This is a genomic window from Methanorbis rubei (genome assembly GCF_032714495.1).
Classification (GTDB): domain Archaea; phylum Halobacteriota; class Methanomicrobia; order Methanomicrobiales; family Methanocorpusculaceae; genus Methanocorpusculum; species Methanocorpusculum rubei.
The window spans coordinates 1-26,189 of sequence record NZ_JAWDKB010000009.1; the positions used below are offsets into that span (position 1 = coordinate 1).

A 26,189-nucleotide genomic window follows, 5' to 3' on the forward strand; every position below is an offset into this window, starting at 1 on the left:
CTACTACTACTACTACTACTACTACTACTACTACTACTACTACTACTACTACTACTACTACTACTACTACTACTACTACTACTACTACTACTACTACTACTACTACTACTACTATGTACTGTACTTCGAAGTACAGTACAGTGTACTGAAAAGAGGATTTTATTTTTTTTAGAGGAGGAGAGGAGAACTCAACGATGCTTTCTGCCAAAGAGTACTGCGGTGATGCCGAATCCTCCAAGGATTCCAATAATCGGGACAGGAGATTTGGTCGGGATGGGAGCCACGTCATAGTTGCAGGTGGTGGTTCCATTTTCGTACCAGTAGATGCAGGTCGGGTCCTCCATGTTGCTGGTAAACTGTATGGTGACGAATCTGACGGGAATGATTTTTTCAAATCCGTTCAGCTTTGCGGTCTGCTGAATGAAGTTCCAGAGATTTATCAGGTCTGATCGCGATGCCCGATCTTCGATAGCGATTTCGATGTACTCATGCGTGTCAACGCTGGTGAGCCAGCCATATGCACTGAAGGTGGTGTTCATGCTGCTGAAGAGTTCGGCGGCGGTGATGTCGCGGACGATGATACTGCCATCTGGCGTGGTGTAAGGGAAGTCTTTGAGAGTGAGGGGAGTCTGGTTTTTCCGATGGGAGATTGCGTCGAACACGATGTCTGCGGCGGGCGATCCAAAGAAGGCTTCGGCGGTTTTTTTGTCAGGTGCGGTTGCGTCGATTTCTTCGCTGACTGAGATGACGCCGGACGCGGGAAGGGTGAGAGTGGCATTCGGGATGTCGAGATATTTTTCTTCAGGCACGTAGGGATTGGCGATGAACTGGATGTTGGCAAATATGGCGGGAATGGTTTTGGTAAATCCGTTCAGCTTTGCGGTCTCCTGAATGAAGTTCCAGGCGTTTTTCAGATCTGCTCGTGATGCAGGATCACCGACTGAGATTTCGATGTACTCGTGGGTCTCATAGGATCCACCCCAGCCATATCCGGTAAACGTGGTGTTCATTCTGCTGAACAGATCAGAAACCGTGATGTCCTGAATGATAACTCTGTCGTCCGCGGTATGATAGGAGAAATTTTTCAGGGTGAGGGAGAGGATTTCGTTTGGTACTGCCTCAGGAGTGTTTTTCTGAATCAGGGCGTTGAGGATCATAGTACCTTTTTCAGAACTCATGAAAGCCTCAGCAGTTTTTTTGTCAGGTGTGGTTGCGTCGATTTCGTCGCTTGCGAAGATGAAGCCATATGCCGGAGGAGTGAACTGATCATTTTCTGCGGCAGAGTCGCTGAGGGCTGTGCAGGGTGAGATGAGAAGAAGGAGGATGAGAGGCAGGAGAAGATATTTTGTTATCATGATGGTTCCTTAACCAAAGTGTTCGTGAGGGAACATTTCGTTTGATGGCATGATAGTTTCACGTGAAGGATATATAATAAGTGTGGCCAAACACTCGTTTTATTGGTTAGAGAGCAATAGAGTGAAAAAAATGCGATGCATCAGTTTGTATTCAGAAAAAAAAATGTGATTCGTTAACGGTGCATGAATGCTACTGTTGTATCATTCATTTTTTTGGAATTCAAAAATATGATGACATCTGACACAAAAACGGTCAGGTCACAAGAAGCATCATTTTGTAATAGCGATCTTGGAAGAGGATATATCCTTCCTTACTTAATCCATATTGACCAAGTCCACCTGCCTCTCCAGAGCTCACGACAGAATCTCCATTTTTCATCAGAACAAACGGATTATCTGAGATGGGAAGCCTTGAACCAGGATTTTCCAACAATGTCTTCAAATGCGAATACTGTTGATAGTCCTGTTCTGTTGGAACGAGAATGGCTGCTGTTGCCGGAGGGGGAGAAGACAGTGTATAATCAGATGGTTCAGCTGATATCCATCCGTCCGGAGAGGAGAACAGATAGAGACCGCAGGCACCGATGCAGATCAGGGCGATGATGATGTAGGCTGCGACAAATTTCATGTATCCGGATTTTTTCATGAGTCTACTCCTTGTTGGCAGGGTCTGTTTTTGTAATGAATCGAGGTGTCCGTGAGGAACATTTTGTCTGATTATCTGATTGTTTCACGTGAGGGATATATAATAAATGTGGCCAAACACTCGTTTTGAAAAATAAATTCTGGTTAAATTACAGATCTGTCAACATGGTAGAGTGTACCGTTCCAGGAAACATAGGCTTTGCGGGAGTTTCCGGCATACCAGTAGGGGTCAAGCTGCCACTCTTCGGACGGGAGGACTTTGACGCTGTAGCCGGGAGTGTCGAGGAGGTATGCCCGAAGAACTGTGGATTTTTCCGCGTCTTCACGGGTAATGTTGATTACAGGCAAATTTGGGTCAGGATCAGACACCTGATCAAGGCTGAAGGAGATGTACTGATAATCATGGTTTAATGAATGCTGGTATCCGGCAATGTCATAACGTTCCAGAAATTCAATGAAGCTCATGTTGAGAGTGAGGTTGCGGTATTTGCTGTATCCGTAAGGATAGGCATAGACGAGATAGTCAAAGTAGGTGACGTTGTCTGTTTGGTTCATGAATTGTTTATAATCCATGTATTCTGGATCCTGCATTATTTCCAGAATTTCGATCTCGGTGAAGTGAGCTGCCTGTGCCCCAGCTTCACGAACGGGGTCGCGTTCGACTGCGGAGAGGTTGAATGTAGTTTCGTTTTCGGTGATGGTTTCGGCAGGCGGCAGGATGCAGCCAGCAGTAAACGCGGCGAGGACTGCGAGGAGGAGAAGTGGGAGCAGGAATTTCATTTGTGTACGTCCTTGACTTCGTTGAAAGTTTGTTGCGGGAATATATAATGAGTGTGGCCAAATACTCGTTTTGAAAAAATATTGTTGTCTCAAACGCCTATGTGATGGATCGGATCTGTTTATAGAGTGTCCCGTTCCATTCGAGGTAGGCGTGACGATAAGAATCCAGCTGATACTCTTCTTCGGGGAGGACTTTAATCGGATGTCCAGGGGCTTTCACAAAGTAAGAGGACAGGATAGGAGTTTCGTTGATCATCTCTTCGGTTACGGTGATAATGGTTTTGTTCATATCCCGGTACTCTTCATGAACAACAATAAGGCGGTAGGGTTTATACTTCGAATTATGGTTGAGTGAGTACGGGTAGTAGGTGTCGTAGCGTTCAAGGAAGTAGAGGAAACTCATGTCGGGCGAGATGTTTCGATAATACTGGTATGTTTGCGGATAGATGTGGACAAGGTAGTCAAAGTAGGTTGCATTCTCTGTCTGGTTCATGAACGTTCTGTATTCCTGATACTCAGGCATACTACGTTCCAGTTCATCTGCTCCTGAAGGAAAGTGCACTTCCTCTGCCGCAGATTCACGGACCGGATCGCGTTCGACTGCGGAAAGGTTGAATGTTGTTTCGTTTTCGGTGATGGTTTCGGCAGGCGGCAGGATGCAGCCAGCAGTGAACACAGCGAGGATTGCGAGGAGGAGGATAAGGGGAAGGAGAGGTTTCATTTGTGTACGTCCTTGACTTCGTTGAAAGTTTGTTGCAAGAAATATATAATAAGTGTGGCCAAACACTCGTTTTGAAAAATAAATTCTGGTTAGATTAGAGATCTGTCAACATGATAGAGTGTGCCGTTCCAGGAGACATAGGCTTTGCGGGAGTTTCCGGCATACCAGTAGGGATCAAGCTGCCACTCTTCGGACGGGAGAACTTTGACGCTGTAGCCGGGAATGTCGAGGAGGTATGCCCGAAGCACTGTGGATTTTTCCGCGTCTTCACGGGTAATGTTGATTACAGGCAAATTTGGGTCAGGATCAGACACCTGATCAAGGCTGAAGGAGATGTACTGATAATCATGGTTTAATGAATGCTGGTATCCGGCAATGTCATAACGTTCCAGAAATTCAATGAAGCTCATGTTGAGAGTGAGGTTGCGGTATTTGCTGTATCCGTAAGGATAGGCATAGACGAGATAGTCAAAGTAGGTGACGTTGTCTGTTTGGTTCATGAATTGTTTATAATCCATGTATTCTGGATCCTGCATTATTTCCAGAATTTCGATCTCGGTGAAGTGAGCTGCCTGTGCAGCAGCTTCACGAACGGGGTCGCGTTCGATTGCGGAGAGGTTGAATGCAGTTTCTTTTTCGGCGATGGTTTCGGCAGGCGGCAGGAGGCAGCCAGCGGTAAACGCGGCGAAGACAGCGAAGAAGAGGAGAAACGGGAGCAGGAATTTCATTAGTGTACGTCCTTGGGTTGAGTGAGAGTTTGTCACGAGTAATGAATCCCTTTCGGTAAGATGAATCACGCTGAGATCATCAGCCGGAATAGTGTCTGTTTTGGCAAAATGAATGTATCCTAATGTATCCGCAGGAATAGTGCAGTAGACCGCAATGATTGCAGTTACAAGAGTCAGGACTACGATGAGATGTTTTTCCGATTTTTTAATGTAAGGATCAGCTAAGTTGTGAGGGTCAGAGATTAAGGCTGACCTTCGATAACCTGATAATACACCCCATCATATTCCACATACCTCCATTCCCCATTCCCCATTACCGTAAAATATTTTTCAAGGATAGCATCAGCTTCATTAGGTGATACTGCTGGCATTGAACCAACTAATAACGGAAATCTAGCGATGGCAACACCCGGAATTGGTGAATCATATTTCTCGACAAAAATACGTTTGAGAACTGGATGAGTGGTAAAATCCGTTTCCGTTATATGAATAACAGTCACATTGGTGGAAAGAATATCAATCTGCAAATCTACCGGTAAAAAATAGATATGTCCCTCTGTCTGGGACAGATTATGATATGCCATCAAAAATGTACATGCGACAATAATGACGATCAGAACCATAATCAATAATTTCTTAGTATTAGCACAAACCATAGTAATCAACGTTCACAGTACCGAATTGCGATATCGACTAACATTATGCTTAGCCAACCTAATATATTTTGCATTATCATGGAATGCATCTCCGTGATAAGAAGGATTGGAGGATGAAAATTCACATAAATGATTGCTACCCCTGAATCCCTCTGTCATAACAGAGTATTTAGTACTATATCCCCAGAATGAACCATCCTGAACATCCCATGAGTAGGCATAGTCGTGGCTTGCACGAAGCATATGTCCTAATTCATGTATGATAATGCAATGACGTGATGGTGCTGAGCCATCATATGGTGAAAACCATCCCCATGATCTAGCTTTCATTTGGGCCCAAGCATGTCGAGTCATTGCGTAACCGAGATAATCATCTTGGGCGACATCATATCCACCCAAATAGAGACATATGTCAACATTTCTCGCACTAAGTGCATTATTAAGATAGACAGAGGATACTGAGCCCCATGGTTGTGTTTTCACACTTGGATGATTTGAAATATCAGACATTTTTGAGTCATCATAATCAATAACACTCAATACTACCTTAATATCAGGTCTCTGAAAATAGTAGTTTGCCTGAGCCATATATTGTTGTGCAGATACTTTCCAGTTTGGGACCATCGAATAAAATTCAGTGTCAGTTACTACAAGGACATTAATATATGCCCAATCATACTCTCCCAAGTCATTAGATAAAGATGAAATGACATCATCATTGTGAAAATTCAAACCAATTCCATCAATAGTAGAATCCACTCCACAAAATGAGACGTCACTAGTTTCATTATAAACTACATCTTTCTGAGAATATATTACGTGCAATAACTGAGTTGTTCGCAATGAATGATCTCTGTCCTGTACGGGATAAATTTCAATATAATCATCAGGGAGTTGAATCGAACCATAGAAAATATTGTCATCTCCCACAGTGATGATGACCACAGAATTGTCAATTCCTGGAATACTACCTTGGTATGAATCAATTCCGTCATTGAGTGGATCAAAATTCATTTTTTCCAGAAAGATCGTGTAATCGATACCATACAGAGTAATTGGAATACTGATACTATTTGATCTCACGGGAATTACATCGTCGAATGTAACCAATGTATAACTCGCTTCATCGGCATTGGATGATTGTGACGAGATATCATCAGACATTGATGATACCAATAATCCTTCCGGAATATCCAGAGGCCCATAATCCACACTACGAAACATACTGACACCATCGTTTGGAAAAACCACAGTGGTTTTTCCAGGAATACTAAATAACGGAGTGTCTGTTGCACTTACTGGTACCGCAATTACTGCCACAAGCAGCAGCAGTACAAGCAATACCAATTTTGTTGAAAAAATCTTTTTCAAACTCATTTTTCATTCACATTACCTGTAAACCAACACACACCACACGATTTTCTGAGTGGTATCTGATTTACAAGCGAGCATATCCTCAATACCCCTATATCAAAAGATTGGCCAAGAACTCTCTTTATGAAATATTACAAAAAATGTAACAATGAAAAATCGCGGTGAAAATATATTAGTAGAGTTCTTGACCAATCTTTTCATATACCATGATAGAAAAATTATTTCTTATGAGGTCTTTTCATGCAGTTCTCTTTCTGTTGGTGATACTGGCAACATTCTGTATCGTTCCGGCATCAGCTCATGTTATCGCAGAACCAATCGTGGATATTGAGATACTTGAACCTGGGGATATTTCAGGCGTCACAAGAGCACTTCCGATTGAAGGATCGGTAACATAGGGACAAACAAAATATCATTCCTACTATGTCCCAACCGGGAAAAATACACTCGAAGTTACGTTAAACTGGAATCGGGCAACCGGAAACAATCTCAACTTAATAATCCAGCCGCCAAATCAAGCATCGATTGAATCCCGTGATTCAGACGATGGACAATTAAATGGAAACATCGGAGTCAGACTCACCCTTCCCGGGCAAATGACCGGAGCATATTGGAACTTCAACGTACAAGGTGCACAAGTAACGGGAACACAATCATATACTCTCACAATTAATGCGTACTAACGATGAAAATGGATGAACGGGCATTAGATGCGGTCATAGTGATAATCCTCATTCTGGCTCTTTTCATTCCGGCAGCAACACTTTTTTTCTTGGATGGAGGTGAGATAAAGGGATTTGAAACTCCCAACAAATCATCAGAACTCAAGCTAAATCAACCGGTTACTATCGACGGACTGACAATAGAAATTATTTCAGAGAAAATAGAACCGATCGATGACGGAACAGAAATAATCCAGATTGAATTCTGGCAATTGACGCCGCGTCAAATGATAATTCAGATAATCACATATCCAATGGCCTATATTCCGTTGTCGACAGGGAAATTATTATCTTATATTTACCTCGCATCAGGCCTCGCCTTCGTCATTCTTTACTACAAAATCTCCGGAAAAAAACGCAGTCCTGACTCACGCCGCGAACAGATTTATCAGTACATCGGTAAAAATCCCGGCAAATCATTACAACAGATTGCTGACGCGATGCAGCTTTCACGCAGCAGTCTCAAATATCATCTCAACAGACTTCAGGACAGTGACGAGATTCATCAGAAAATGCATGGCGAATATCCGCGTTACTTTCCAAGTCACAAAGGAATCTCTGACAAGGAAAAAGTTCTCTTCTCTCTCATCTCCGAAGAAAAGGATCATCTGTTCTTTCAGACACTTCTCACCCATCCCGGCATCACCAGAAAAAAACTTGCAGCAACTCTCGAAATCTCCGAGGCAACGGTGTCATGGCATCTGAGCAGACTTGAAAATTACGAACTTTTCACCACAGAAAAAATCGGCAGAGAAGTACAGTACACGCTCACGCCGGAAACTGTTGCAGCATATCATAAAATTGTGACAGAGGAGCTGACGGAACAGGATGCGGCGCAAACATGAGGGAGGGGCGGATGAAAAAAAATCTGAAAAATATTTTGTGAAATTTTTTTTGAAGAATATTTTTTCTGAGAATTTTTTTTTGATAGGAATTACGCGATATGGTTTCATGAGATGGTGAGGCTGCTGTATCGTATTATGAAAAAATGTTGATCGGGGTAGTGGCAATTGGGCATGATGAGAAAAAAGAACCGCAAATCCACGCAAATCTCGCTCGCTTCGCTCGCTCCGCAAATCGCGTTTGCTGTTTCGTCGCTCTCATCCCGCCGGATTCCGGCGGGCTCGTTGCTATCGCAAACGCGACGGCAAACGCTGGACGGCGCCAGTCGGGCGCCGTCATTGTTGAAGATGTGGATGCAAAATGAATTGAGGTTACCCAGTTACCCCAGACGGCGCGCGAATCGCGCCGTCCAGCGTTTGCAGCTGCGGTCGCGATAGCGACTCCGTTACTGCCGGTTCCGGCAGACGGAAAGCAGCGGTTCGCAAACGCGATTTGCGAAGTGAGCGAAGCGAGCGAGATTTGCGTGGATTTGCGGTTCTTTTTTTCACGAGGCCACACTCACCACTTACCCGATCAACATTTTTCATAATGCAAAACATTCGTCGCCGCGTAACTCTTATCTAAAAAATTTTTTCTGAGAATTTTTTTTCTGAGAATTATTTTCCTGAGAATTATTTTCCTGAAAATTATTTCCTGAAAATTATTTCCTGAAAATTATTTCCTGAAAATTATTTCCTGAAAATTATTTTACTCAGACCACCCACCCAGCAAAAAAGCCATCACCCATTCAAACCAACAGTATCTACATAATGCCGCTCTCCACACAAACCAAAGATCAGATCATCTCCCTCCTCGAAAATTATCAGACCGCCTACAACCAGCACGACCCAAAAGCCCTCGCAGAAACCCTCGCACAGGACATCATCATGTACGGCTGCCGGACTGAAGAGATAATTCAGGGCCGGGATGCATTCCTCGCAATGATGGAGAAAAACTTCGCCAGATACAAAACCGGAGGCATTCGTTTTGAAAATCCCGAAGTCAAAGGCGAAGGCGTCATCGCCTGGGTCTCTGCGGCCTGCGCTCTTCAGAGCATTACCGGCAGCGGAGCAGTCCACGAAACACCCTCGCGATTCACCGCAGTCCTCCGGGGAACCGGTCATGCATGGGAGATCGTGCAGATCCACATGTCGATAGGATTCCCTTACCGGGAATAACCAACCGTGATATGAAATCTGATATCTGTGAGGAGATCTGTCTAAAAATAGGTAACTTAGTACTTCCTTAAAAATCGCCATTGGCGATTTTTTATTCGCGCTATTCCGCGAAGCGGTGAGCATGCCTTCGGCATGCGATTCGCGTTTCGAAACGTACCGAAGATCAGCCTACCAGCTGACCTCCATCACCGCTTTTTCCTCCTCCTTCAAGGAAGTATCATTCTCCTTTGCCGCAAACGCATACTTCTCCATAGGATTGTACGAATCATACAAAGCACACTTATCCAGCACATCCACAAACTCCCGCAGATACAAACGCGGCACCACATCAACCCGTCCGCCGAACCGTCCCGTCACCCGCTCAATCATCGCACGAATAAACCGGATCGAAACACGGCTCTTATCAACCTCGGAGTACGCCTCGGAATAGATCTCAATAACCCGCGTTGAAACCTCCTCAAGCTTCTTCACATCAAACTTCGGCAGAACAATCTGCGTCTGCATCGGATTTGAGTACCCGTCATCTGCAATCATGCCGATACGATCATACAACGGCGGAAGAGATCTGATCCCTTTCGCACTATCAAACAAAGCCGGAGTTCCCGCAAACAGGAAAAAACAGTTCGGCAACTCATTCCGGTCGATCATATCAACAATCTGGCGGAGATTAATGTAGCCCTTCTCCCGCTGCGGGCGGGCGAAAGCCTGAGCAGTCTCCACCTCATCAAACGTCACAAGGAGCCCGGAGTATCCTGCCTGCACAATAACATGCACCAGACCATTCAAAAATGCCAGAGCATCACCCTCCGTAACCGTCCCCTTCAGACCAGCCTGCGACTTAAACGTGCGGCCAACAGTCTGCTCTCCCGCAATCCAGCCGACCGCAGACTGAGCCGTTGCAAAATCTCCCGTATTGTTCGCCTGATAATACGTCCGGAGAGCTGCCGCAAGACCGGAATTAATTCCGCTCACCCGCAGAAGCACCGACTCGATTTCTTTCGCAGTCTGAACCGCAAGAGCAGGATCATCCTCGCGAATGCCCGTACTAATAAGCCGGTCTTCGATTCCGTAAATCCAGGTATCGATGATGCCTTTGAGCGCATGATCCTCGGTCTGCGTTGTGAGACCTGAACAGATCTTCGCGTACACTGCCTGCAGTTTGTGAAGAGGCGTTTCCGGAGAAATCACCACATGACTCGTCACAAACTTTGACGCAAGACCAATCTCCTGCGCACGCGAGATCAAAAATGTTTTGCCTGACCCGTACTCGCCGCGGACAAACTTGCAGTCAGCATGACCCGTCCCGACAAACGCCAGCTGCGAAGAGATAACCTTCTCCTCGGTCGAAAGCCCGACCGCGAGCCGGCCAAGTCCTGACTCAGGCACCGTTCCGCGACGGAGAGCATTAATAATTCCAACGCTCTCGAGTCGGCGCTCATCACGCCCGAATCCGTTACTCTCCGGTATAGCCATAAATTTCCCCGCGATCTCCGACACCGCGTTTCTCAAGAATCTTCACGCCTTTTTCCGACGCCTTCGCCAGAATTCCATTCACAATACCGGTAACCCGCCGCGTCCCAAGCACGGACCGCAGATCCATCTCGGTAGCCTCGCGGTGCTCACGCAGGAACGCAACCACCTGCTGCTCACGCTCGTCAAGGTCCAGAAGATTTGCCGCAGGCTCAGGCTCGGAGACATCAGCCGCATCAACAAGCCAGGAGTTTTTCTCCAGAAGAACCGGCCGCTCGGCAAGCGCCCGGCCTTTCGCCTGAGAAAGCAGTTGCATGAAATCTTCGACCTTAATCACTGCAGGATAACAGGGCATCACATCAAGACCCAGGAGGCAGTGCCACTTGCACTCCTCGTAATCCTGCCGTTCAAGCGCATCGCCTGCCGCATAAAGGAGGCCGACCGCCAGCATCTCGCGGCCGTTCGAGGAAAGTTTTTCCAGAACCGAGGTCAGGCGGGTAAGCACCTGCTCCATCACTTTGGGGATCCGGTACATCGCCTCTTTGCCGTTCAGAACTTCGCCTGCGACCAGCTCCACATCAGCCGCACGGGTAACGTTCGTCAGAATGTAGCGGATGACCGTCTCGCACTCGCGGTCCTCACCGAGACGCTTGAGAAAACCTGCGTAGGAAATGCCGCCGTGAATGTAATCCGCACGATACGCACGATAGTACCAGTCCCGTGCCTGCGTGCAGGCACGGGCGTCCTCATACGCTGCGCCGATCTGCGTTAAGCAGACGGCGGTTGGGTAGGAGGAGAGAAGCACGCTGATAATTCCTGCGACCTCTTCCTTGCTCCGCACCGCATCAAGGAACACCTTGAATCGGTTGATGACCAGCTCCTGCATCGCAGGATCCGCAACCTCAGAATCTTTTCCGCATTGTTCTGCAATCAGCTGCCGGTAAATCGCGTTCGCTTCATCTGCATGACTGGTTCGTGCGGCAAGTTCTGCTTCAAGCAATCGGTAGACAGGATCAGATCTGTTCTTGACCAGAATTCCCAGTTCATAGCGTGCCGCATCATAGTGCCCGAGCAGTTTTTCCAGCAGCACAAACGAGAATCGAATCTGGGCAACGTCGTCGTCCTCGAGCTGCTCCTCTTCAAAGCTGTCAAGAGCAGACCGGTATGCACTCTCCGCAGCTTCCGGGTCAAGGGCGGCAAGAGCCTCAAGATCAAGACGGAGATACACAACTTCCCGCACGGTGTTCCAGCCGCGGAGGGCGACACTCATCGCTTTCTGATACTCTTTTGCGGCAAGCAGTGCTTCGACATACTCAGGCGAAAACTCGTCTTCGCCAAAGTTCTGCACATGAAGGGCCGCCGCTTCTCCGGGCTCGCCGACCTCGGTGAGCGTTTTCATCAGCAGTCTGATGTCGGCAGGATCAGATCCGAACCGGACGAGGGAACGAAGCGACGGAATTGCACCGCGAAGGTCGCTTCTCGCAAGAAGCAGACGGGCATAGCTTCGGAGAGCCGGACGGTTCTCTGGATCGAGAATCAGTGCGGTCGCATACTCGGAGACCGCATGTTCATCGCCCGTCTTTTCCATGACATCAGCGAGATAGCTGTGCAGGTAGGAGGATGCCGGCATTCCCTGAATGAGGTCGCAAAGTAGATATCCTGCGGTGTCGTACTGGCCGGTTTCTGTATAGCTGCGGGCGGCAAGAAGCAGAAGAGCAGGATCGCTCGTGCCGGAGACCAGGCTGATGACGTCGGCAAACTTTCCGGCGTTAAAGAGCTTCATCGCATCGTCGAGTGCGGATGTGGTGCGGGAGGGGTCGGGAGTCATGAGGGGTTATAGATTTGCAACTACTGCTTCTGCAAATGCTTTGGAGTCCTGCGGCATTCGTGCAGTGATGATTTTGCCGGAGATGACAACAGGTTCGTTGACAAGTACTGCTTTGTCGAGCGTCATTAAACGGCGGGAGGCAGGGGTGTCAAGGATGGTGGCATTCTTTCCGGCAAGAAGTCCGGCTTCGGCGATGATGGCAGGAGCAAGGCAGATTGCTGCGGTGACTTTTCCTTCGTTGCCGAATTTGTTGACGATATCGATCAGCTTTTCGCATCTCCAGAGATAGTCCTGACAGCCGATGCCGCCGACGACGACGATGCCGTCGTAGTCAGCAGTGTTTACGTCATCAAAGGACATGTCGGTCTCGACGATTTCGCCGTGCATGCCGTAGCAGGTTCCCTTTATGGTGGATGCTGTGATGCAGGCAATTCCTTTCTCCTCAAAGAGGGATTTCGGGACGGTATATTCCTGATCCAGAAACCGGTCCGGAGCTATTGCGAAAAGAATTTTCATGTGTATTTAATATGGTTTTCCCGAGAGATTAAGGGTTTGGTACTGTGAAAGTCTGAAACGCGAATCGCATGCCTTTGGCATGCTCGCCGCTTCGCGGAATAACGCGAATAACGCGAATGAAAAATCACCAATGGCGATTTTTCACAAAAGAAAAAAACACCCACATTTTTCTGAACGAATCTATCTAAAAATAAGTAATTATAGTTATTTATTAAAAATCGCCATTGGCGATTTTTCATTCGCGCTATTCTGCGAAGCAGTGAGCAGGCCATAGGCATGCGATTCGTGCTATTCGCGTTTCAAAAAAAAAAATTATTCTTTACGGGCCGGAGCGTTCAGCTCCTTCCAGCCGCTGGCAAACCGCTGAATTGCCGTGATGTGACCAAGCACACCAAAGATCAGCAGCAGCCAGCCGAGCGCCGGAAGCCCGAAGAGCAAGGGTTCTGGATACAAAACCTCAACCACGCCGAACACTAAGATCAGCACAAGCCGGTCAGCCCGTCCGAGAATGCCGCCATAGTTTCGTTTGAGGCCGACAGCCTGGGCCTGAGTTCCAAGATACGAAGACATCAGAACGCCGGTAAGCGCAAAAACCCCGATCGCCCAGGCAGGGATGAGACTTGCCCAGGTAACCGTTCCCCATGCAAAAATTCCGGTAATGATGAAAATATCTGCATACCGGTCGAACACATGATCCAGATAATCGCCCGCAGGACTTGCGATGCCGGTAAGCCTTGCAACAGCCCCGTCAATGGCGTCAAAGAACGCACTCACAAACACGAGAACCACGCCAAGAAGTGTCTCACCGATACCAAACGCAATGCCGGCAGCTGCTGCTGCAATCAGAGCAAGCACAGTACAGGCGTTTGGCGTCAGATGCAGAAACACCATCGCTTTTGCAAACGGCGTTATAATGAATGTAACCTTGGGGCGGAATGAATCAAGCGTCATGGCATCAGATACTCCGACCAGTCGATGGTTCCAAATGATGACGGAGTCTTTCCGTCCACAAACGAAACAATCAGATCAGTCACGGACTTTACCTCTTTATATGTTGTATCTATCTCATAAACTTGTTCTGATGCAAACATCTCAACAGTCTCTGAGAGGATAACATCAAGTGCCTCTGCCTCGCAGTTTTCGGCAATTTTTTCGGCGGTGTAACCGCGGGGAGCAAGGCGGTCACGCAGAATATCAGGCCTGCACCGCAGAACAATAATTTTGTCGCAGGAGAGAAAATGGGCGAGAGATCCTTCCAGATATCCTTCATGGTAGGGAAACTCATCAGCCCAAGCTTCAGCATCCACCTCATCAGCATCGCGGGAGGCGTCGCGCCCGATAACGTAAGGTGCGACGGTCGTCTTCAGATCCAGAACCGCGATGCCGCGGGACCGAAGCTCATCAGCAACCGCTGACTTTCCGGTGCCCGGCGTTCCGGTAATGCCAACCATCACAGCTGTTTCACCGCCGCAAGGAACCGCTCGTTCTCCCAGACGTCCCCGATACTCACACGAACAAACGTGTCTCCAAGACCAGGGAAACTGGCACAGGACCTGACCAGAACACCGCGCTTCGCGAATAACTCCATCGCATCGTTGCTGAGAAGAGGCACAGTGTCAAACAGAACAAAGTTCGCACCGCTCGGAATAACAGGATACGGAATTTCTTTGACAAAGACCGACCGCCATTTCCTGATATGGGCAATGAAGTTGTCGCGGTAGGATTCGTCCGCAAGCGCTGCAACAGCCGCGGCTTCTGAGACACGGTTCAGCGTGAAAGGAGTTGCCGCCGCATGATACGGGCCTTCAAGCCACTGCGGAACAAATCCGTACCCGACACGGAGACCCGCAAGCCCGTAGACTTTGGACAACGTTCTGCCGATGATCAGATTATCGTACTTCTTCAGCAGAGACAGATAATCTGCATCGCAGAACTCAACATACGCATTGTCAAGGAACAGAACGCCTGAGATGCTGTCAAGAATTTTTTCAATATCAGAAACCGGCGTGACCGTTCCGGTCGGATTGTTGGGAGTGCAGAGAAACGACAGCTTCGCATTCTTTGCTTCACTAATGAATGCGTCAACGTCCACCGAAAAATCAGGCAGGCGGGGGACGTTCACCACAACTGCGGACGCTGCCGCGGCGGCGATTCCGTACATCGAAAACGTCGGGGTTGAGACAACGACTTTGTCGCCAGGTGAGATGAGTGCACGAATAACGGTCTCAATCACGCCATCCATTCCAAGACCTGACGTCACCACAGGGCTGTCATAGATGTGGCGGTGGATGGCCTCAGTAAACGACTCAGCCTTCGGGTCAGGGTAGCGGTTTGCCGAAGCAAGTGCATCAGCTGCCGCTTTCAGTACCGCAGGTGACGGTGGGTACGGATTTTCATTGCTGCCGAGACGTGCTACTTCGAGAAATCCGGACATTTTTGCAATCTCATCAGGAGATTTTGCAAACACGTAGCCGGTCTTGGTGTACAGATCGCGGCAGAGGCTGGTTTCACACTGAGTCTGCTGCTTCATTGATGATTCCAACAGCCTGATCGATCTCGCGGTTCTCGATGATGAGCGGAGGGACAAGTCTGACATTCACGCCGCCCGCAACATTGATCAAGAGACCGTGTTCGCGGCAGTAGTCGGCAATCGCCGGAGCTTTTTCGCCTGCGGTAAACCCGACCATTAATCCTCGTGCTCGCGGGTTCAGACCGGCAAGTCCTGATCTGAACCGCTCGCCTTTTGCTGCAACGCGGGGAAGGGCTGACTTGATCACATCAAACGTGGCAAGACCTGCTGCGCAGGCGATAGGACCTCCCGCAAAGGTGCTGCCGTGTTCGCCTGCCGTGAACTCAAGGCCGTCTCTAGCGATGATGCCGCCCATCGGAATACCGGACGCAACACCTTTCGCAAAGCTGATGATGTCAGGTTTTACCGAAGAGTGCTGGAACGCGAACCATTTTCCGGTTCGTCCCATACCGGTCTGCACCTCATCGCAGACCATCAGAGCGCCCGCGTCATCACAGATGTCACGGATTCCGGGGATGAAATCCTCGGGCGGAATGATGACGCCGGTCTCTCCCTGAATCGGTTCAAAGATGACCGCGGCGGTTTTCTTGGTGACAACACTCTTCAGTGCCTCAAGATCGCCGTACGGACTGAACTTACAGGGAACACCGAGCGGCTCGAATGGTTCACGGATTGCCGGCTTGTGCGTGCAGGCGAGCGAGCCGACAGTCCGCCCGTGGAAGTCGTGCTCGAAGGAGACGAACTCGTGGCGGCCGGTGTGGCGGATCGCGAGTTTGATTGCTGCATCGTTTGCCTCAGCTCCGGAGTTGGAGAAGAAAACTTTGCCAAGTTCAGATGCCTTGGAAAGTTTTGCGGCAAGCTCGGCCTGCCCAGGAACATAGTAAAGGTTTGAGCAGTGGATAAGCATCTGCGCCTGTTTGCAGATGGCAGCAGTCACTGCCGGATGGCAGTGGCCGGTACTGCACACGGCAATACCTGCGACGAGGTCGAGATATTTGTTTCCGGTGCTGTCCCAGACATGACTGCCTTTGCCCCGGACGATTTCCATGTTCCGGCCAAACGCAGGCATGTAGTATTTTGCGTCGAGATCTTTGGTGGTTGGCATAATTTTTACCTTATTTATTCATATTCGATAGTTGCTGGAGGTTTGCTGGTGATATCATAAAGCACACGATTCACATGGCGAACCTCGTTGATGATTCTGTTTGAGATCTTCTCAAGAACCGGATACGGAATCTGTGCCCAGTCAGCAGTCATGAAGTCGGTGGTGGTGACCGCACGAAGGGCAATGGCGTAATCATACGTGCGCTCGTCACCCATAACGCCGACACTTCGCATGTTCGTGAGTGCGGCAAAGTACTGGTTGATCGATCTGCCAAGGCCTGCCGCCGCCACTTCCTCACGGAAGATTGCGTCGGCATCCCGAAGCAGATCAAGTTTTTCCTTGGTTATCTCACCGATCACACGAATCGCAAGTCCCGGACCCGGGAACGGCTGGCGCCATACAAGATTTTCCGGGATGCCAAGCTCGGTTCCTGCAGCACGAACCTCGTCCTTGAAGAGTATACGAAGCGGCTCGATGATCTGTTTGAAGTCCACGTTGTCAGGCAGACCGCCGACATTGTGATGGCTTTTGATCACCGCAGCGTTTCCGGGGCCCGACTCGATCACGTCAGGGTAGATTGTTCCCTGCACAAGATAATCGACCGAGCCAATCTTTTTTGCCTCTTCTTCAAAGACACGGATAAACTCTGCACCAATGATCTTTCGTTTCTGTTCAGGGTCAGACACGCCGGCAAGTTTTGTGAGGAACCGCTCTTCTGCGTTCACGCGGATGAGGTTGATGTCAAACTGTTTTTTGAAGATCGCTTCAACCTCGTCGCCCTCGTTTTTGCGCAGAAGTCCGTGATCAACAAAGATGCAGGTCAGTTGTTTGCCAACCGCCTTGTGCACAAGAACTGCGGCAACAGATGAGTCCACTCCGCCAGAAAGTGCGCAGAGAACCCGTCTGTCTCCGATGTTTTCCCGCAGATGGGCAACCATGTTGTCAACGAACGAGGACATCTTCCATGTTCCGCTGCAGTCGCAGACACGGTAGAGGAAGTTTCGAATCATGTCCATGCCCTGCGGCGTGTGAAGAACTTCAGGATGGAACTGAACCGCATAGATCTTTTTCTTGCTGTTTTCCATCGCAGCAAACGGACAGCCGTGAGTTGTTGCGGTCGCAACAAATCCTTTCGGCAGCTCGCTGATGTAGTCGCCGTGACTCATCCAGCAGGAGGTCTCGTTGATCATGCCGTCAAAGAGCACACTGTCATGCAGCTGTAATGGAGTTTTTCCGTACTCGCGGGTAAGAGCAGTTGCACCGGGAGAGACTTTGCCACCAAGAGTGAAGGCAATTATCTGTGCTCCGTAGCAGATGCCAAGAATCGGGATGCCGAGAGTAAAGATCTCAGGATCAATACGGGGAGCGTTCTCTGCATACACGCTTGCAGGCCCTCCGGTGAAGATGATTCCTTTGTAGTCTCCTGCTCTTATCTCAGAAAGCGGGACAGTGCAGGGCTTCACGTCGCAGTAAACATTTGCTTCACGAACGCGGCGGGCGATCAGCTGATTGTACTGGCCGCCAAAGTCGAGAACAAGGATGGATTCCATGGATTATACTTTCCTGTTATGGTTGTCAAGACAGCCCTGCACGAATCCGACAAACGGAGCTGACGGACGGGTCGGGCGGGATCTGAATTCCGGGTGGAACTGGGTTGCAACAAAGTACGGGTGGCCAGGAAGTTCGAGGGCTTCCATTCTGCGGCCGTTTCTTCCGCTGAACCTGAGTCCTTTGGACTCGATCTCATCGATGTACTCAGGGTTGACTTCGTATCTGTGGCGGTGACGTTCTACAATCTGCGTCGCACCGTACAGTTCGGCAAGTCTGGATCCTGCGGCAAGGTCGACCGGGCAGTCGCCGAGACGCATGGTTCCGCCGAGGTCATCGACTCCTTCCTGCTCGGGAAGGATGGCGATGACCGGAGTGCCGTCACCAATCTCTGAACTTGTTGCGTCTTTGTAGCCGACAACGTTTCGTGCATACTCAATCGTGCAGAGCTGGAAGCCGAGGCAGAGACCAAGAAGCGGTTTGCCGGTCTCGCGGGCATAGGTGATTGCGTTGATCATTCCTTCGATGCCGCGGTTGCCGAAGCCGCCCGGGATGAGGATGCCGTCAAGGTCAGCGAGGTCCTGGGTGGTGTACTGTTCAGCGTCAAGCCACTGGATAACGACCTCGGTCGAAAGTTTGCGGCCTGCGTGTTTGAGTGCTTCCTTGATTGAGATGTAGACATCTTCCACACCATATTTGGTGAGAATGCCGACCGTGATGCGGTTGGTGTACTCGCGGGAGACGAGGGAGTACCAGCTGTTGTCAGGAGTCCGCGGCGAGAGTTTAAGGAGCGGCAGAAGAACATCCGCCATTCCTTCCTTCTCAAGCTCCATGGGGACGAGGTAGGTGTCGGGAGCCGTTGTTGCGCTGATAACGGCTGACACATCAACGTCACAGAAGGAGGAGATCTTTCTTTTGGTTGCAAGAGAGACCGGCAGTGTGCTTCTTCCGACGATGAGGTCTGCTTCAAGACCGAGTTCACGAAGGGCTTTGACCGAGTGCTGGGTTGGTTTGGTTTTGAGGTCGCCCATGGTGTCTGCCGGAAGGAGGGTGACGTGGACCAAGACGAAGTCGCCGTTGCCGTACTCCCAGTGCATCTGGCGGACTGCTTCAAGGAAAGGCATGCTTTCGATGTCGCCGACCGTTCCCCCAACCTCGACAATACAGATCTCTGCATGGTTGCCGTCCTTGTCGATCCAGCTTTCTGCGGCAGTTTTGATTCTGTCTTTAATTTCGTCGGTGATGTGCGGAATAATCTGGACGGTTGCCCCAAGGTAGTCGCCGTGACGTTCTTTCTGAATGACTGAGGAGTAGATTTTTCCTGTGGTCAGGTTGTGGTCTTTGGTGAGTTCGATGTCAAGGAAACGCTCATAATTTCCAAGGTCCAGGTCAGCTTCGCCGCCGTCTTTTAAGACGAAGACTTCGCCGTGCTGGGCAGGATTCATGAGTCCTGCATCGATGTTGAGGTATGGATCGATTTTTACGGAGGTTACATGGTAGCCTCTGTTGATGAGTATTCGTCCGATAGACGCGGCAGTGATGCCTTTTCCAAGGCCGCTCATAACACCGCCAGTTACAACTACATATTTCACTCTTGAGTCCCCGCTTTTTGAAGTTGAATAATGCTTCTTATATTGGCAGGCTGAGGTATTGAAAGTGAGGGGTTCTGCAGCTTCGCATTTTGAAGAGACAGCCCTCGTAAAAAGATATGGGTGAAAAAAAATGTCAGAGAACGCGCTGCATGTACTCGGCAATTTTTTTCTGCAGTGCCGCATCATCAGAGCCAAACTCGAGAAGCGCGGTGCGCATCTCTTTTTTCATGAGCGAAATATCAGTTCCTGCAACCGACAAAGAGACAACGCTGCCCTCACCAAGATCGATCGAACAGGTGAGTGTCAGAGATGATTTCGCAGCCGCTGAAGCGGCTGCACCGGCAGCCTCGCCAATCAGTGAAAGAAATGGTCGCGGGTCAGAAAAAATTCCTGAGTCAAACACATGGTCTCCGGCAAAAATTTTGAGAGATGCAGCGTCAGCCTCAGGCGTCAGCGCAGCAGCAGCACGAATGATTTTTTCGGAAAATCTTTTGGAAAGAATGGTCTGCACAATCTCTTCAGGGTCAGACATTGCCCCGTTTGAGATGAGAAGGGCAACTTCATGATCCTGCGATGCTGACAGAGTCGGACCGGAGAGATTTATCGCATGGGCAAGAGAGGATAAATAGCCGCCTGACGGAAGATCCATCCACTCAATCTCGCCTACGGGAACAGGTTCAGGCCCGAGATGCCACATCACCGAGTCTGAGTAGCGGATTATCCGAATCCGAAGATCTTTGGGAAGGTTTGCGATGAACTTTTTTACTGACGCGTTCGCTGGAGCGACTCGGCCTCCCTCAAACTTGCCGGCGCAGTCAACAAGAAGCGTCAGAACACTGCTCATCCGGCAATCTCCAGAATGGTTGCCGCAAGCGTATCTATCTCGCTCTCGGTGTTGTAAAATGCGATGCTCGCACGAATGGTTCCCTCCGGGCACTCCAGATATCGCATCAGAGGTTCTGCGCAGTGCATGCCGGACCGCACCATGATGCCCGCCTCATCATCCAGATATGCAGCGGCCTCGTGAGGAGAGATGCCGGGAATCTTAAACGACACAACACCGATACGCTGCGTGGGGTCGGCTGGAACGTAGAGTTTGACGCCCGGAACTGCCGAAAGTTTTTCGATCAGACGGTTTGTAAGTTCGCGTTCGCGGGCTTCGATGTTTTTCATGCCGATATCTTTCAGAAACACCGCGGCAGCTCCAAGACCGATGCCGCCCGCAATGTTCGGCGTTCCTGCTTCATACCGATGGAATCCTTCGGCAAAGGTAAACGAATTCTCGCCTACCTGCTCAACCATACCGCCGCCGACAAACAGCGGTTCAAGGATGGGATTTTTCATCCAGAGAACGCCGGTTCCCGTAGGCCCGCACATCTTGTGGCCTGAGAAGGAGACAAAGTCTGCACCAAGTGCAGCTACATCGACTGGCATATGCGGAACAGACTGGGCCGCATCAACCGCAAGGAGTGCGCCGTGTTTTTTGCAGAGTTTGACAATCTCTGCGACCGGTGTGACCGTTCCGGTCACATTCGATGCATGCGTGACCGCAACGAGCCGGACCGAGTCATCCATCGACTCCAAGAGAGCATCCATGTCAAGCGTCAGATCAGATTTCAGTCCGACGACGCGAATCGTGACGCCGTACTTTTCCAGCGCACGCCAGGGCAGAAGATTTGAGTGATGCTCAAGAATGGTTGTGACCACGCAGTCGCCTGCCTTCCAGTCAAGACCGCGGGCGATCATTGTCACTGCTTCGGTGGTGTTTTTTACAAACACAGTCGTTCCTGCGGCACCATTGATGAAGTCAGCGACAATTTCATGCGCATGCCAGTACTTCTGGCTCGCAATTCTCGTCAGACGGTGAACGCCGCGACCAACATTTGCCCGATAGGTTCTCTCGAACTGATCCATCGCCAAAAGAACCGGCTCAGGAGCAAACGAGGTGGCCGCGTTGTCCAGATACATCAGATCGCCGAGGATAGGGAACTTTGACCGGACTGCTTCCCAGTCTGTCAGAGGCAAAGCCTCTGCCTCAGGCACTGCCGGCTCAACATCCACCACATCAACAGCTTTCCCTTCAGGCATCAGATGTGCGACCGAGGACGGCGTGCTTCGCTTCACCGGTTTTTCCGAGAGATCAAGGTTCGCCTCGCGGACAAGCTCCTTCATCTTCGGCGGAAGATCCTTCCATCTCCACAGTCCCCAGTTGACGAACTCAGGCGGAAGACCGCGGTCAGCAGCCCAGCGGTTCAGGAACTCATCCCACCGCTCTGCCATTGCCGGGTGCGTCTCATGCATGGTGGCAAGCTCTGACTCAAGCATTGCAGGGCAGAGATAACAGCCGATGCGCTCGTATCCGCGTTCATACAACGAATTGTACGGAACCTCACGAAGCCAGAGGTACAAAAACACATCCAGCGCACGCCATGATCTGATTGGCGAGAGATTGATCTGCATGGGATTGTTTGGATTCTGCGAGACCGCATCAAGCGATGCCCTGCTCCATGACTCATACCAGCGGTTGCCCTGCACCGTAACGCAGGGACCGGTCTCGGCAAGATGCACCTTGAGGGGATTAAGCTTCAGAAGTTTGCAGCACCAGCGGTGATCCTTGCCCGGCGGTCCGGCCTTCTCAACCGCCTGCCAGAAGTCGCCGGCTTTCTGGATCATGCGTACGTTCTGACTTTTGACGAACTCAACGGTTTCCGGAAACTCGAGGCCGGTGTCGATGAAGAACACGTCGGTTACTCCGGCCTTCTGTGCAATCTGCCAGACCGCTGTGCTGTCCTTGCCGCCGGAGAAGGAACAGTTTGCAACCGGTGCAAGCCCGAGGTTCTGTTTGATCTCGCGAACCGCGGTCCGTTCCATATTCTTCAGATGGAAGGCATTGCGCTCCACGACCTCGTCCCATGACGGGTTGGGCATGCCGGACTTTTGCTCAACCTGCACCAGCTCTTTGATGCGGACGAAGCCGTCCTTCAGAATTCCGGTACCGTACTTTGATTTGTATTTCAGAATGACAACGCCGTCGGTCGCGTCAGAGGCTGCCGCAACTTTTTTGCCGCCAAGTCTTCCGGTCGGAAGAGCAGCTGCCGCAGTCTCAAGGTTGATGATATTTTTCTCTGCTTTGCCGATTAAGTACGGCAGTGCCTCAGCCTCAATATCCAGACGGAAACGTCTGGAGACAGGATCAAACCACAGCCATGCAAACCGCACGCCGTTTGCGATCACCAGCTCGTTCCGGTCAAGACCGCCTGCCTTGTTGAACACCATCACTTTGGGCAGTGTCACGCGGGGGCCGAACCTGTCGGTGATAAGTTTCTGGAGCAGATCATAATCCGCCTTCAGCACCGGACGAATATCATACGGCTGTTGGAGTGGGATTTTGATGGTCTCAGCATCGCACGAGCAGGTTTTTGCAACGAGAGGGACGTTGCATCTTGGACACCAGTAGAGATGTTTCGTCAGATAATCGTCGCTGTCCGCGGCGACGTAATAACCCGGCTTAACCTCCTTTCGCTGGGGCTTTTCCTTTGGCGGGCGCTGATGCGGCTTCTTTGCAGACTGATTTTTTCTCTGGTGCGGATATTTTTTGTATTCGTGCGGCACAGTGAAGATATATTAGTGCTGAAAAGGGATGAGGTTTGTTGCGTGGGTGTTTTCGCATTATTAATTCTGAGTCGTCTATGAAAACCCATGAGCCGCCCACGGAAAAACAGAAAACACGGAGCTTCACAGATAAACATCACGGAGCAGACGTGAACAACACGGAATAACAAAATAAAGATCAAAAACTAAAAAAAAATCCAATCAACCGCTGCCTTCGAGCGAAGCGAGTCATGCCGAGCCGGTTTGATTCTGTGGGGGTTCGCCGCCTGCGGCGGCAAACCCCCACATTAGAATCAGAGCGGGGCGGTCAGAAGAAATCGAACTCTTCAGTATCGGCTTCCTCAGGCTGGAACGCCGTATCATAAACTATTGACAGATATTTGATAAAGAACACCGTAATCGGCACCAGAACAAAGATGTAGAGAACCATCAGCACCCCGATAAGGAAAACATTGTTCGAAAACAACTGCCCAAGCGACATCGTAACAAATGTAATCATCAGATAGAGAATGCTCATAATAACCAGCGAAAGAATGTAGTCATACCATCCGATTTTGCCGATAATCTCTGCAACCTTTCGCAGACTTATCGCCTCGCGAATGGAGCCAGTCCTGCACAGATGCGTAATACCCACACAGGCAAACAGAATAATGATTAACGTCGTCACAAACTGAATCGCCGCATAGGAAAACACTGTTCCCACATACATCATCCCCTCCAGCTGCAGAACATCAGCCGCAGAATAGAGGCCGGTATCAGGGAAGAAATACATGAACACAAGCATGTAAATGAACGAGATTACCATCAGCGGAATCGCATAGATGAACAACGTAATATTGATTCTCCATCCATTGAAGAACAGGCCCCAGAGGTTGCCGGTATCAGGCATCGTATCGCCGGTGCGGAATAAACGGTAACAGTAGCCCTGCATCAGCGGAACAAAAAGCACGCAGGCAAGACCGATCAGAACCGCAAAATGTCCCAACAAGCCTGAGAGGACTTCAGGAGTAAACCCAAAGTCCGGACCGACAAGAAGATTCACCAGAATCGGCAGCACAATCAGCTGTAAAACGATCGTAGCCGCAATAAATCCAACAATGATGGGACCCACGATATAAAAGAACAGCACAATCCATCGGGGAAGATGGTTAATACTGAAGAACGCATTTTTCGTAAAAGTATAAGCGCCAGCGATGATCTCTGCGTGTTCCATTGTAGCCTTTCTCTCTTAGAATACTATTATGCCGTATTGTTATAAGATAATTGGCACGCTGACCACCCATTTTTTTAAGAGGATGAAGGTCCAAGTGATAGGTATGGGCATTCTTGGTCAGCTTGAACGGGCACTCGGCGTCTGGTATCCGGACCCGGATGCGGACCCGGATGACACAAATCCAGTGGTAACCGTAGCGTTCCGGGAGTATGTCATGGGCAGGCTCGGGGAAGCGTACTCTCTTGCCGACCGCGAAGAGCGAAAAGTTGGCGAGCCTGATCTGGTCGCAGTCAGAAACAGTGATGAGAAACGCTTCGACCTGATCACCTGTTATCGAAGCAGAATGTTTGCAAAAGAGGACGGAGACGCATACCTCCCCTGGACAAGTCCTGAGACCTATGCGGCATACCTGAAGTATGCAGAGCAGGAGGGAAATCCCTGCTATGTCATCTTCGGCCTGCACGGATTTGCAGACGAACCGAAGTTTCTGTTCTCGGTCCCGCTCGCAGAAGCGGTCTTCGACCTGCCGAGATCAGTCTTGAAAAAATATGAAGTAGCTGCAACAAAAGATCTTCTGCCTTAGATGAACTTCAGCAGTCTGTTTCGCTTATCACTTTTTTTAGGAGTGTTTGGAGCAATGGCTTTGTCAAACGCTGTTGTTCCGGTTCTCACCAATATCACAGAAGACCCAGCACTTCAGGGCGCAGTTTACTCAGCCTACTTTTTCGGGGCATTTCTCATGGTGTTTCCCGCAGGATGGATATCTGATAAACTTGGGCGAGCCCCGCTGATGAAAATCGGACTCCTTGGAACGGCGGCGGCGGCAGTACTGCTCTGGCTCTCATATCCTGATCCGACCGCGGCAGTTCTGCTGAGATTTCTGGAAGGACTCCTTACCGGCATGTTCGTCTCGTCAGCCATGGCTCTGGTGAACTCAGGAAAGGATCACAAAAAACTCGCCGGCGGATTTGTTGCACTGATGAATGTGGGAATGGTGGCAGGGCTTGTGGTGAGCGGTGGTATTGCCGCAGTTCAGATATATGCCGGAGTCCTGCTCTTCGGGGTTCTTACAGGAGCTGCGGGACTCCTCAGCCTCGGCCTCAACGATGATGACACATTTTCTCCTGCGGTCTCAACAGCCGCACATATCTGGAAGATTGCCGTCTATCACAAATGGCTCTGGTTTGCCATGCTGATATTCTGCGGAACGACCGGTGTGGTAATCTCAATGTACCCTGAGTTGTCAGGGTTCAGCGCTGAAATGAACGGCATCATAACAGCTCTGATGAGTGTGGCAACAGCGATTTGTGTCTACACAGCGTCAAGGATGCGGTTTTCAGACTCGCTTTCGGTGGTGAGAACTTCAGGCATCCTGCTCGCACTTTCGGTTCCCGTTGTGCTGCTGAATCCGGTCGGCATGATCTTTGTCGGGGCGTTGTTTGGTGTGATTACGGTTGCCGTGCTGAATTATATTGCACAGACCAGGCAGCCGCAGGGAGTGATGAACGGGTTGTTCAACATGACACAGTATGCAGGGATGGCGGCGCTGCCGTTTGCAGCAGGCTTGCTGGTCCTTCCGGTCGGATATCTGGGCGTGTTTGCGATAACTGCCGTGCTGAACGTGCTTGCGGGTCTTCTGGTTGTCAAGTGTCCGTGTTACGTTAGGTAGGCATGGGTCGCATTTCAGCCCACGGAAAAACGGAACACACCAAAACTTCACTGAAAATTCCGCGG

24 protein-coding genes are annotated in these 26,189 nt (G+C 49.8%); 5 read left to right on the top strand and 19 right to left on the bottom strand.

What is annotated here, in order from left to right; genetic code table 11:
• Nucleotides 1-188: 188 nt before the first annotated feature.
• From McpCs1_RS08965 to McpCs1_RS08995, 7 genes are all read right to left on the bottom strand, one after another.
• Entirely contained in the window at nucleotides 189-1,355 is a 1,167-nt protein-coding gene (locus tag McpCs1_RS08965; RefSeq protein ID WP_338096915.1) for a hypothetical protein, read from the bottom strand.
• Between the two features lie 253 nt (nucleotides 1,356-1,608).
• On the bottom strand, nucleotides 1,609-2,001 hold the full coding sequence (locus tag McpCs1_RS08970; protein ID WP_338096916.1) for a hypothetical protein: 393 nt from the start codon (nucleotides 1,999-2,001) through the stop codon (nucleotides 1,609-1,611).
• Nucleotides 2,002-2,144: 143 nt separating this feature from the next.
• Nucleotides 2,145-2,780 carry a hypothetical protein gene (locus McpCs1_RS08975; RefSeq protein WP_338096917.1) on the bottom strand — a complete coding sequence of 212 codons (636 nt, stop codon included), beginning with the start codon at nucleotides 2,778-2,780 and terminating at the stop codon, nucleotides 2,145-2,147.
• Between the two features lie 97 nt (nucleotides 2,781-2,877).
• Nucleotides 2,878-3,501, bottom strand: coding sequence for a hypothetical protein (locus McpCs1_RS08980; protein ID WP_338096918.1), 624 nt, complete (start codon nucleotides 3,499-3,501; stop codon nucleotides 2,878-2,880).
• An 89-nt stretch (nucleotides 3,502-3,590) separates the two neighbouring features.
• Nucleotides 3,591-4,229 carry a hypothetical protein gene (locus tag McpCs1_RS08985; RefSeq protein ID WP_338096919.1) on the bottom strand — a complete coding sequence of 213 codons (639 nt, stop codon included), beginning with the start codon at nucleotides 4,227-4,229 and terminating at the stop codon, nucleotides 3,591-3,593.
• Nucleotides 4,230-4,471: 242 nt separating this feature from the next.
• Nucleotides 4,472-4,852, bottom strand: a complete 381-nt coding sequence (locus McpCs1_RS08990) for a hypothetical protein (RefSeq protein WP_338096920.1) — start codon at nucleotides 4,850-4,852, stop codon at nucleotides 4,472-4,474.
• 45 nt (nucleotides 4,853-4,897) lie between these two features.
• Complete coding sequence (locus McpCs1_RS08995; RefSeq protein ID WP_338096921.1) at nucleotides 4,898-6,262, bottom strand: zinc-dependent metalloprotease family protein; 1,365 nt, start codon at nucleotides 6,260-6,262, stop codon at nucleotides 4,898-4,900.
• Nucleotides 6,263-6,486: 224 nt separating this feature from the next.
• On the opposite strand from McpCs1_RS08995, the gene McpCs1_RS09000 reads away from it, so the two are divergent.
• The 3 genes from McpCs1_RS09000 to McpCs1_RS09010 all read left to right on the top strand — a co-directional run bounded on the left by McpCs1_RS09000 (nucleotide 6,487) and on the right by McpCs1_RS09010 (nucleotide 9,041).
• Complete coding sequence (locus tag McpCs1_RS09000; protein ID WP_338096922.1) at nucleotides 6,487-6,657, top strand: hypothetical protein; 171 nt, start codon at nucleotides 6,487-6,489, stop codon at nucleotides 6,655-6,657.
• A 293-nt stretch (nucleotides 6,658-6,950) separates the two neighbouring features.
• Nucleotides 6,951-7,826 (top strand): winged helix-turn-helix transcriptional regulator, encoded by an 876-nt coding sequence (locus McpCs1_RS09005; protein WP_338096923.1) that lies wholly within the window; start codon nucleotides 6,951-6,953, stop codon nucleotides 7,824-7,826.
• A gap of 807 nt (nucleotides 7,827-8,633) precedes the next feature.
• Nucleotides 8,634-9,041 carry a YybH family protein gene (locus McpCs1_RS09010; RefSeq protein WP_338096924.1) on the top strand — a complete coding sequence of 136 codons (408 nt, stop codon included), beginning with the start codon at nucleotides 8,634-8,636 and terminating at the stop codon, nucleotides 9,039-9,041.
• A gap of 168 nt (nucleotides 9,042-9,209) precedes the next feature.
• Here the strand turns inward: McpCs1_RS09010 and brxD are convergent, their stop codons facing one another.
• The 12 genes from brxD to McpCs1_RS09070 all read right to left on the bottom strand — a co-directional run bounded on the left by brxD (nucleotide 9,210) and on the right by McpCs1_RS09070 (nucleotide 24,455).
• Nucleotides 9,210-10,514 (bottom strand): BREX system ATP-binding protein BrxD, encoded by a 1,305-nt coding sequence (brxD, locus tag McpCs1_RS09015; RefSeq protein WP_338096925.1) that lies wholly within the window; start codon nucleotides 10,512-10,514, stop codon nucleotides 9,210-9,212.
• Nucleotides 10,495-12,339, bottom strand: coding sequence for a tetratricopeptide repeat protein (locus McpCs1_RS09020; protein WP_338096926.1), 1,845 nt, complete (start codon nucleotides 12,337-12,339; stop codon nucleotides 10,495-10,497). Before McpCs1_RS09020 ends, brxD begins: the two co-directional genes overlap by 20 nt.
• A 6-nt stretch (nucleotides 12,340-12,345) precedes the next feature.
• Entirely contained in the window at nucleotides 12,346-12,855 is a 510-nt protein-coding gene (locus McpCs1_RS09025; protein ID WP_338096927.1) for a DJ-1/PfpI family protein, read from the bottom strand.
• 312 nt (nucleotides 12,856-13,167) lie between these two features.
• A complete protein-coding gene (locus tag McpCs1_RS09030; RefSeq protein WP_338096928.1) occupies nucleotides 13,168-13,806 on the bottom strand; it encodes a CDP-alcohol phosphatidyltransferase family protein in 639 nt (212 codons plus the stop codon).
• The gene (locus McpCs1_RS09035; RefSeq protein WP_338096929.1) at nucleotides 13,803-14,306 is read right to left on the bottom strand and encodes an adenylate kinase family protein; all 504 of its coding nucleotides are present in this window, start codon (nucleotides 14,304-14,306) and stop codon (nucleotides 13,803-13,805) included. Before McpCs1_RS09035 ends, McpCs1_RS09030 begins: the two co-directional genes overlap by 4 nt.
• A complete protein-coding gene (gene hisC / locus McpCs1_RS09040; protein WP_338096930.1) occupies nucleotides 14,306-15,385 on the bottom strand; it encodes a histidinol-phosphate transaminase in 1,080 nt (359 codons plus the stop codon). Before hisC ends, McpCs1_RS09035 begins: the two co-directional genes overlap by 1 nt.
• Nucleotides 15,363-16,490, bottom strand: a complete 1,128-nt coding sequence (locus McpCs1_RS09045; protein WP_338096931.1) for an aspartate aminotransferase family protein — start codon at nucleotides 16,488-16,490, stop codon at nucleotides 15,363-15,365. Before McpCs1_RS09045 ends, hisC begins: the two co-directional genes overlap by 23 nt.
• Before the next feature lie 14 nt (nucleotides 16,491-16,504).
• Complete coding sequence (gene guaA / locus McpCs1_RS09050) at nucleotides 16,505-18,040, bottom strand: glutamine-hydrolyzing GMP synthase (RefSeq protein ID WP_338096932.1); 1,536 nt, start codon at nucleotides 18,038-18,040, stop codon at nucleotides 16,505-16,507.
• A gap of 3 nt (nucleotides 18,041-18,043) precedes the next feature.
• Nucleotides 18,044-19,630 carry a glutamine hydrolyzing CTP synthase gene (pyrG, locus tag McpCs1_RS09055; protein WP_338096933.1) on the bottom strand — a complete coding sequence of 529 codons (1,587 nt, stop codon included), beginning with the start codon at nucleotides 19,628-19,630 and terminating at the stop codon, nucleotides 18,044-18,046.
• 133 nt (nucleotides 19,631-19,763) lie between these two features.
• On the bottom strand, nucleotides 19,764-20,474 hold the full coding sequence (locus McpCs1_RS09060; protein ID WP_338096934.1) for a vWA domain-containing protein: 711 nt from the start codon (nucleotides 20,472-20,474) through the stop codon (nucleotides 19,764-19,766).
• Nucleotides 20,471-23,242, bottom strand: coding sequence for an aminotransferase class V-fold PLP-dependent enzyme (locus McpCs1_RS09065; protein ID WP_338096935.1), 2,772 nt, complete (start codon nucleotides 23,240-23,242; stop codon nucleotides 20,471-20,473). Before McpCs1_RS09065 ends, McpCs1_RS09060 begins: the two co-directional genes overlap by 4 nt.
• Before the next feature lie 307 nt (nucleotides 23,243-23,549).
• Entirely contained in the window at nucleotides 23,550-24,455 is a 906-nt protein-coding gene (locus McpCs1_RS09070) for a DUF4013 domain-containing protein (RefSeq protein ID WP_338096936.1), read from the bottom strand.
• 103 nt (nucleotides 24,456-24,558) lie between these two features.
• On the opposite strand from McpCs1_RS09070, the gene McpCs1_RS09075 reads away from it, so the two are divergent.
• Both McpCs1_RS09075 and McpCs1_RS09080 read left to right on the top strand, forming a co-directional pair.
• A complete protein-coding gene (locus McpCs1_RS09075; RefSeq protein ID WP_338096937.1) occupies nucleotides 24,559-25,038 on the top strand; it encodes a hypothetical protein in 480 nt (159 codons plus the stop codon).
• Nucleotides 25,039-26,124 carry an MFS transporter gene (locus tag McpCs1_RS09080; RefSeq protein ID WP_338096938.1) on the top strand — a complete coding sequence of 362 codons (1,086 nt, stop codon included), beginning with the start codon at nucleotides 25,039-25,041 and terminating at the stop codon, nucleotides 26,122-26,124.
• The last annotated feature ends 65 nt before the right edge of the window (nucleotides 26,125-26,189 follow it).

Bases quoted from the DNA above. Each gene is read 5' to 3' on its own strand.
- McpCs1_RS08965 (WP_338096915.1), bottom strand. From the start codon at position 1,355: ATGATAACAAAATATCTTCTCCTGCCTCTCATCCTCCTTCTTCTCATC.
- McpCs1_RS08970 (WP_338096916.1), bottom strand. From the start codon at position 2,001: ATGAAAAAATCCGGATACATGAAATTTGTCGCAGCCTACATCATCATC.
- McpCs1_RS08975 (WP_338096917.1), bottom strand. From the start codon at position 2,780: ATGAAATTCCTGCTCCCACTTCTCCTCCTCGCAGTCCTCGCCGCGTTT.
- McpCs1_RS08980 (WP_338096918.1), bottom strand. From the start codon at position 3,501: ATGAAACCTCTCCTTCCCCTTATCCTCCTCCTCGCAATCCTCGCTGTG.
- McpCs1_RS08985 (WP_338096919.1), bottom strand. From the start codon at position 4,229: ATGAAATTCCTGCTCCCGTTTCTCCTCTTCTTCGCTGTCTTCGCCGCG.
- McpCs1_RS08990 (WP_338096920.1), bottom strand. From the start codon at position 4,852: ATGGTTCTGATCGTCATTATTGTCGCATGTACATTTTTGATGGCATAT.
- McpCs1_RS08995 (WP_338096921.1), bottom strand. From the start codon at position 6,262: ATGAGTTTGAAAAAGATTTTTTCAACAAAATTGGTATTGCTTGTACTG.
- McpCs1_RS09000 (WP_338096922.1), top strand. From the start codon at position 6,487: ATGAGGTCTTTTCATGCAGTTCTCTTTCTGTTGGTGATACTGGCAACA.
- McpCs1_RS09005 (WP_338096923.1), top strand. From the start codon at position 6,951: ATGGATGAACGGGCATTAGATGCGGTCATAGTGATAATCCTCATTCTG.
- McpCs1_RS09010 (WP_338096924.1), top strand. From the start codon at position 8,634: ATGCCGCTCTCCACACAAACCAAAGATCAGATCATCTCCCTCCTCGAA.
- brxD (WP_338096925.1), bottom strand. From the start codon at position 10,514: ATGGCTATACCGGAGAGTAACGGATTCGGGCGTGATGAGCGCCGACTC.
- McpCs1_RS09020 (WP_338096926.1), bottom strand. From the start codon at position 12,339: ATGACTCCCGACCCCTCCCGCACCACATCCGCACTCGACGATGCGATG.
- McpCs1_RS09025 (WP_338096927.1), bottom strand. From the start codon at position 12,855: ATGAAAATTCTTTTCGCAATAGCTCCGGACCGGTTTCTGGATCAGGAA.
- McpCs1_RS09030 (WP_338096928.1), bottom strand. From the start codon at position 13,806: ATGACGCTTGATTCATTCCGCCCCAAGGTTACATTCATTATAACGCCG.
- McpCs1_RS09035 (WP_338096929.1), bottom strand. From the start codon at position 14,306: ATGGTTGGCATTACCGGAACGCCGGGCACCGGAAAGTCAGCGGTTGCT.
- hisC (WP_338096930.1), bottom strand. From the start codon at position 15,385: ATGAAGCAGCAGACTCAGTGTGAAACCAGCCTCTGCCGCGATCTGTAC.
- McpCs1_RS09045 (WP_338096931.1), bottom strand. From the start codon at position 16,490: ATGCCAACCACCAAAGATCTCGACGCAAAATACTACATGCCTGCGTTT.
- guaA (WP_338096932.1), bottom strand. From the start codon at position 18,040: ATGGAATCCATCCTTGTTCTCGACTTTGGCGGCCAGTACAATCAGCTG.
- McpCs1_RS09060 (WP_338096934.1), bottom strand. From the start codon at position 20,474: ATGAGCAGTGTTCTGACGCTTCTTGTTGACTGCGCCGGCAAGTTTGAG.
- McpCs1_RS09070 (WP_338096936.1), bottom strand. From the start codon at position 24,455: ATGGAACACGCAGAGATCATCGCTGGCGCTTATACTTTTACGAAAAAT.
- McpCs1_RS09075 (WP_338096937.1), top strand. From the start codon at position 24,559: ATGGGCATTCTTGGTCAGCTTGAACGGGCACTCGGCGTCTGGTATCCG.
- McpCs1_RS09080 (WP_338096938.1), top strand. From the start codon at position 25,039: ATGAACTTCAGCAGTCTGTTTCGCTTATCACTTTTTTTAGGAGTGTTT.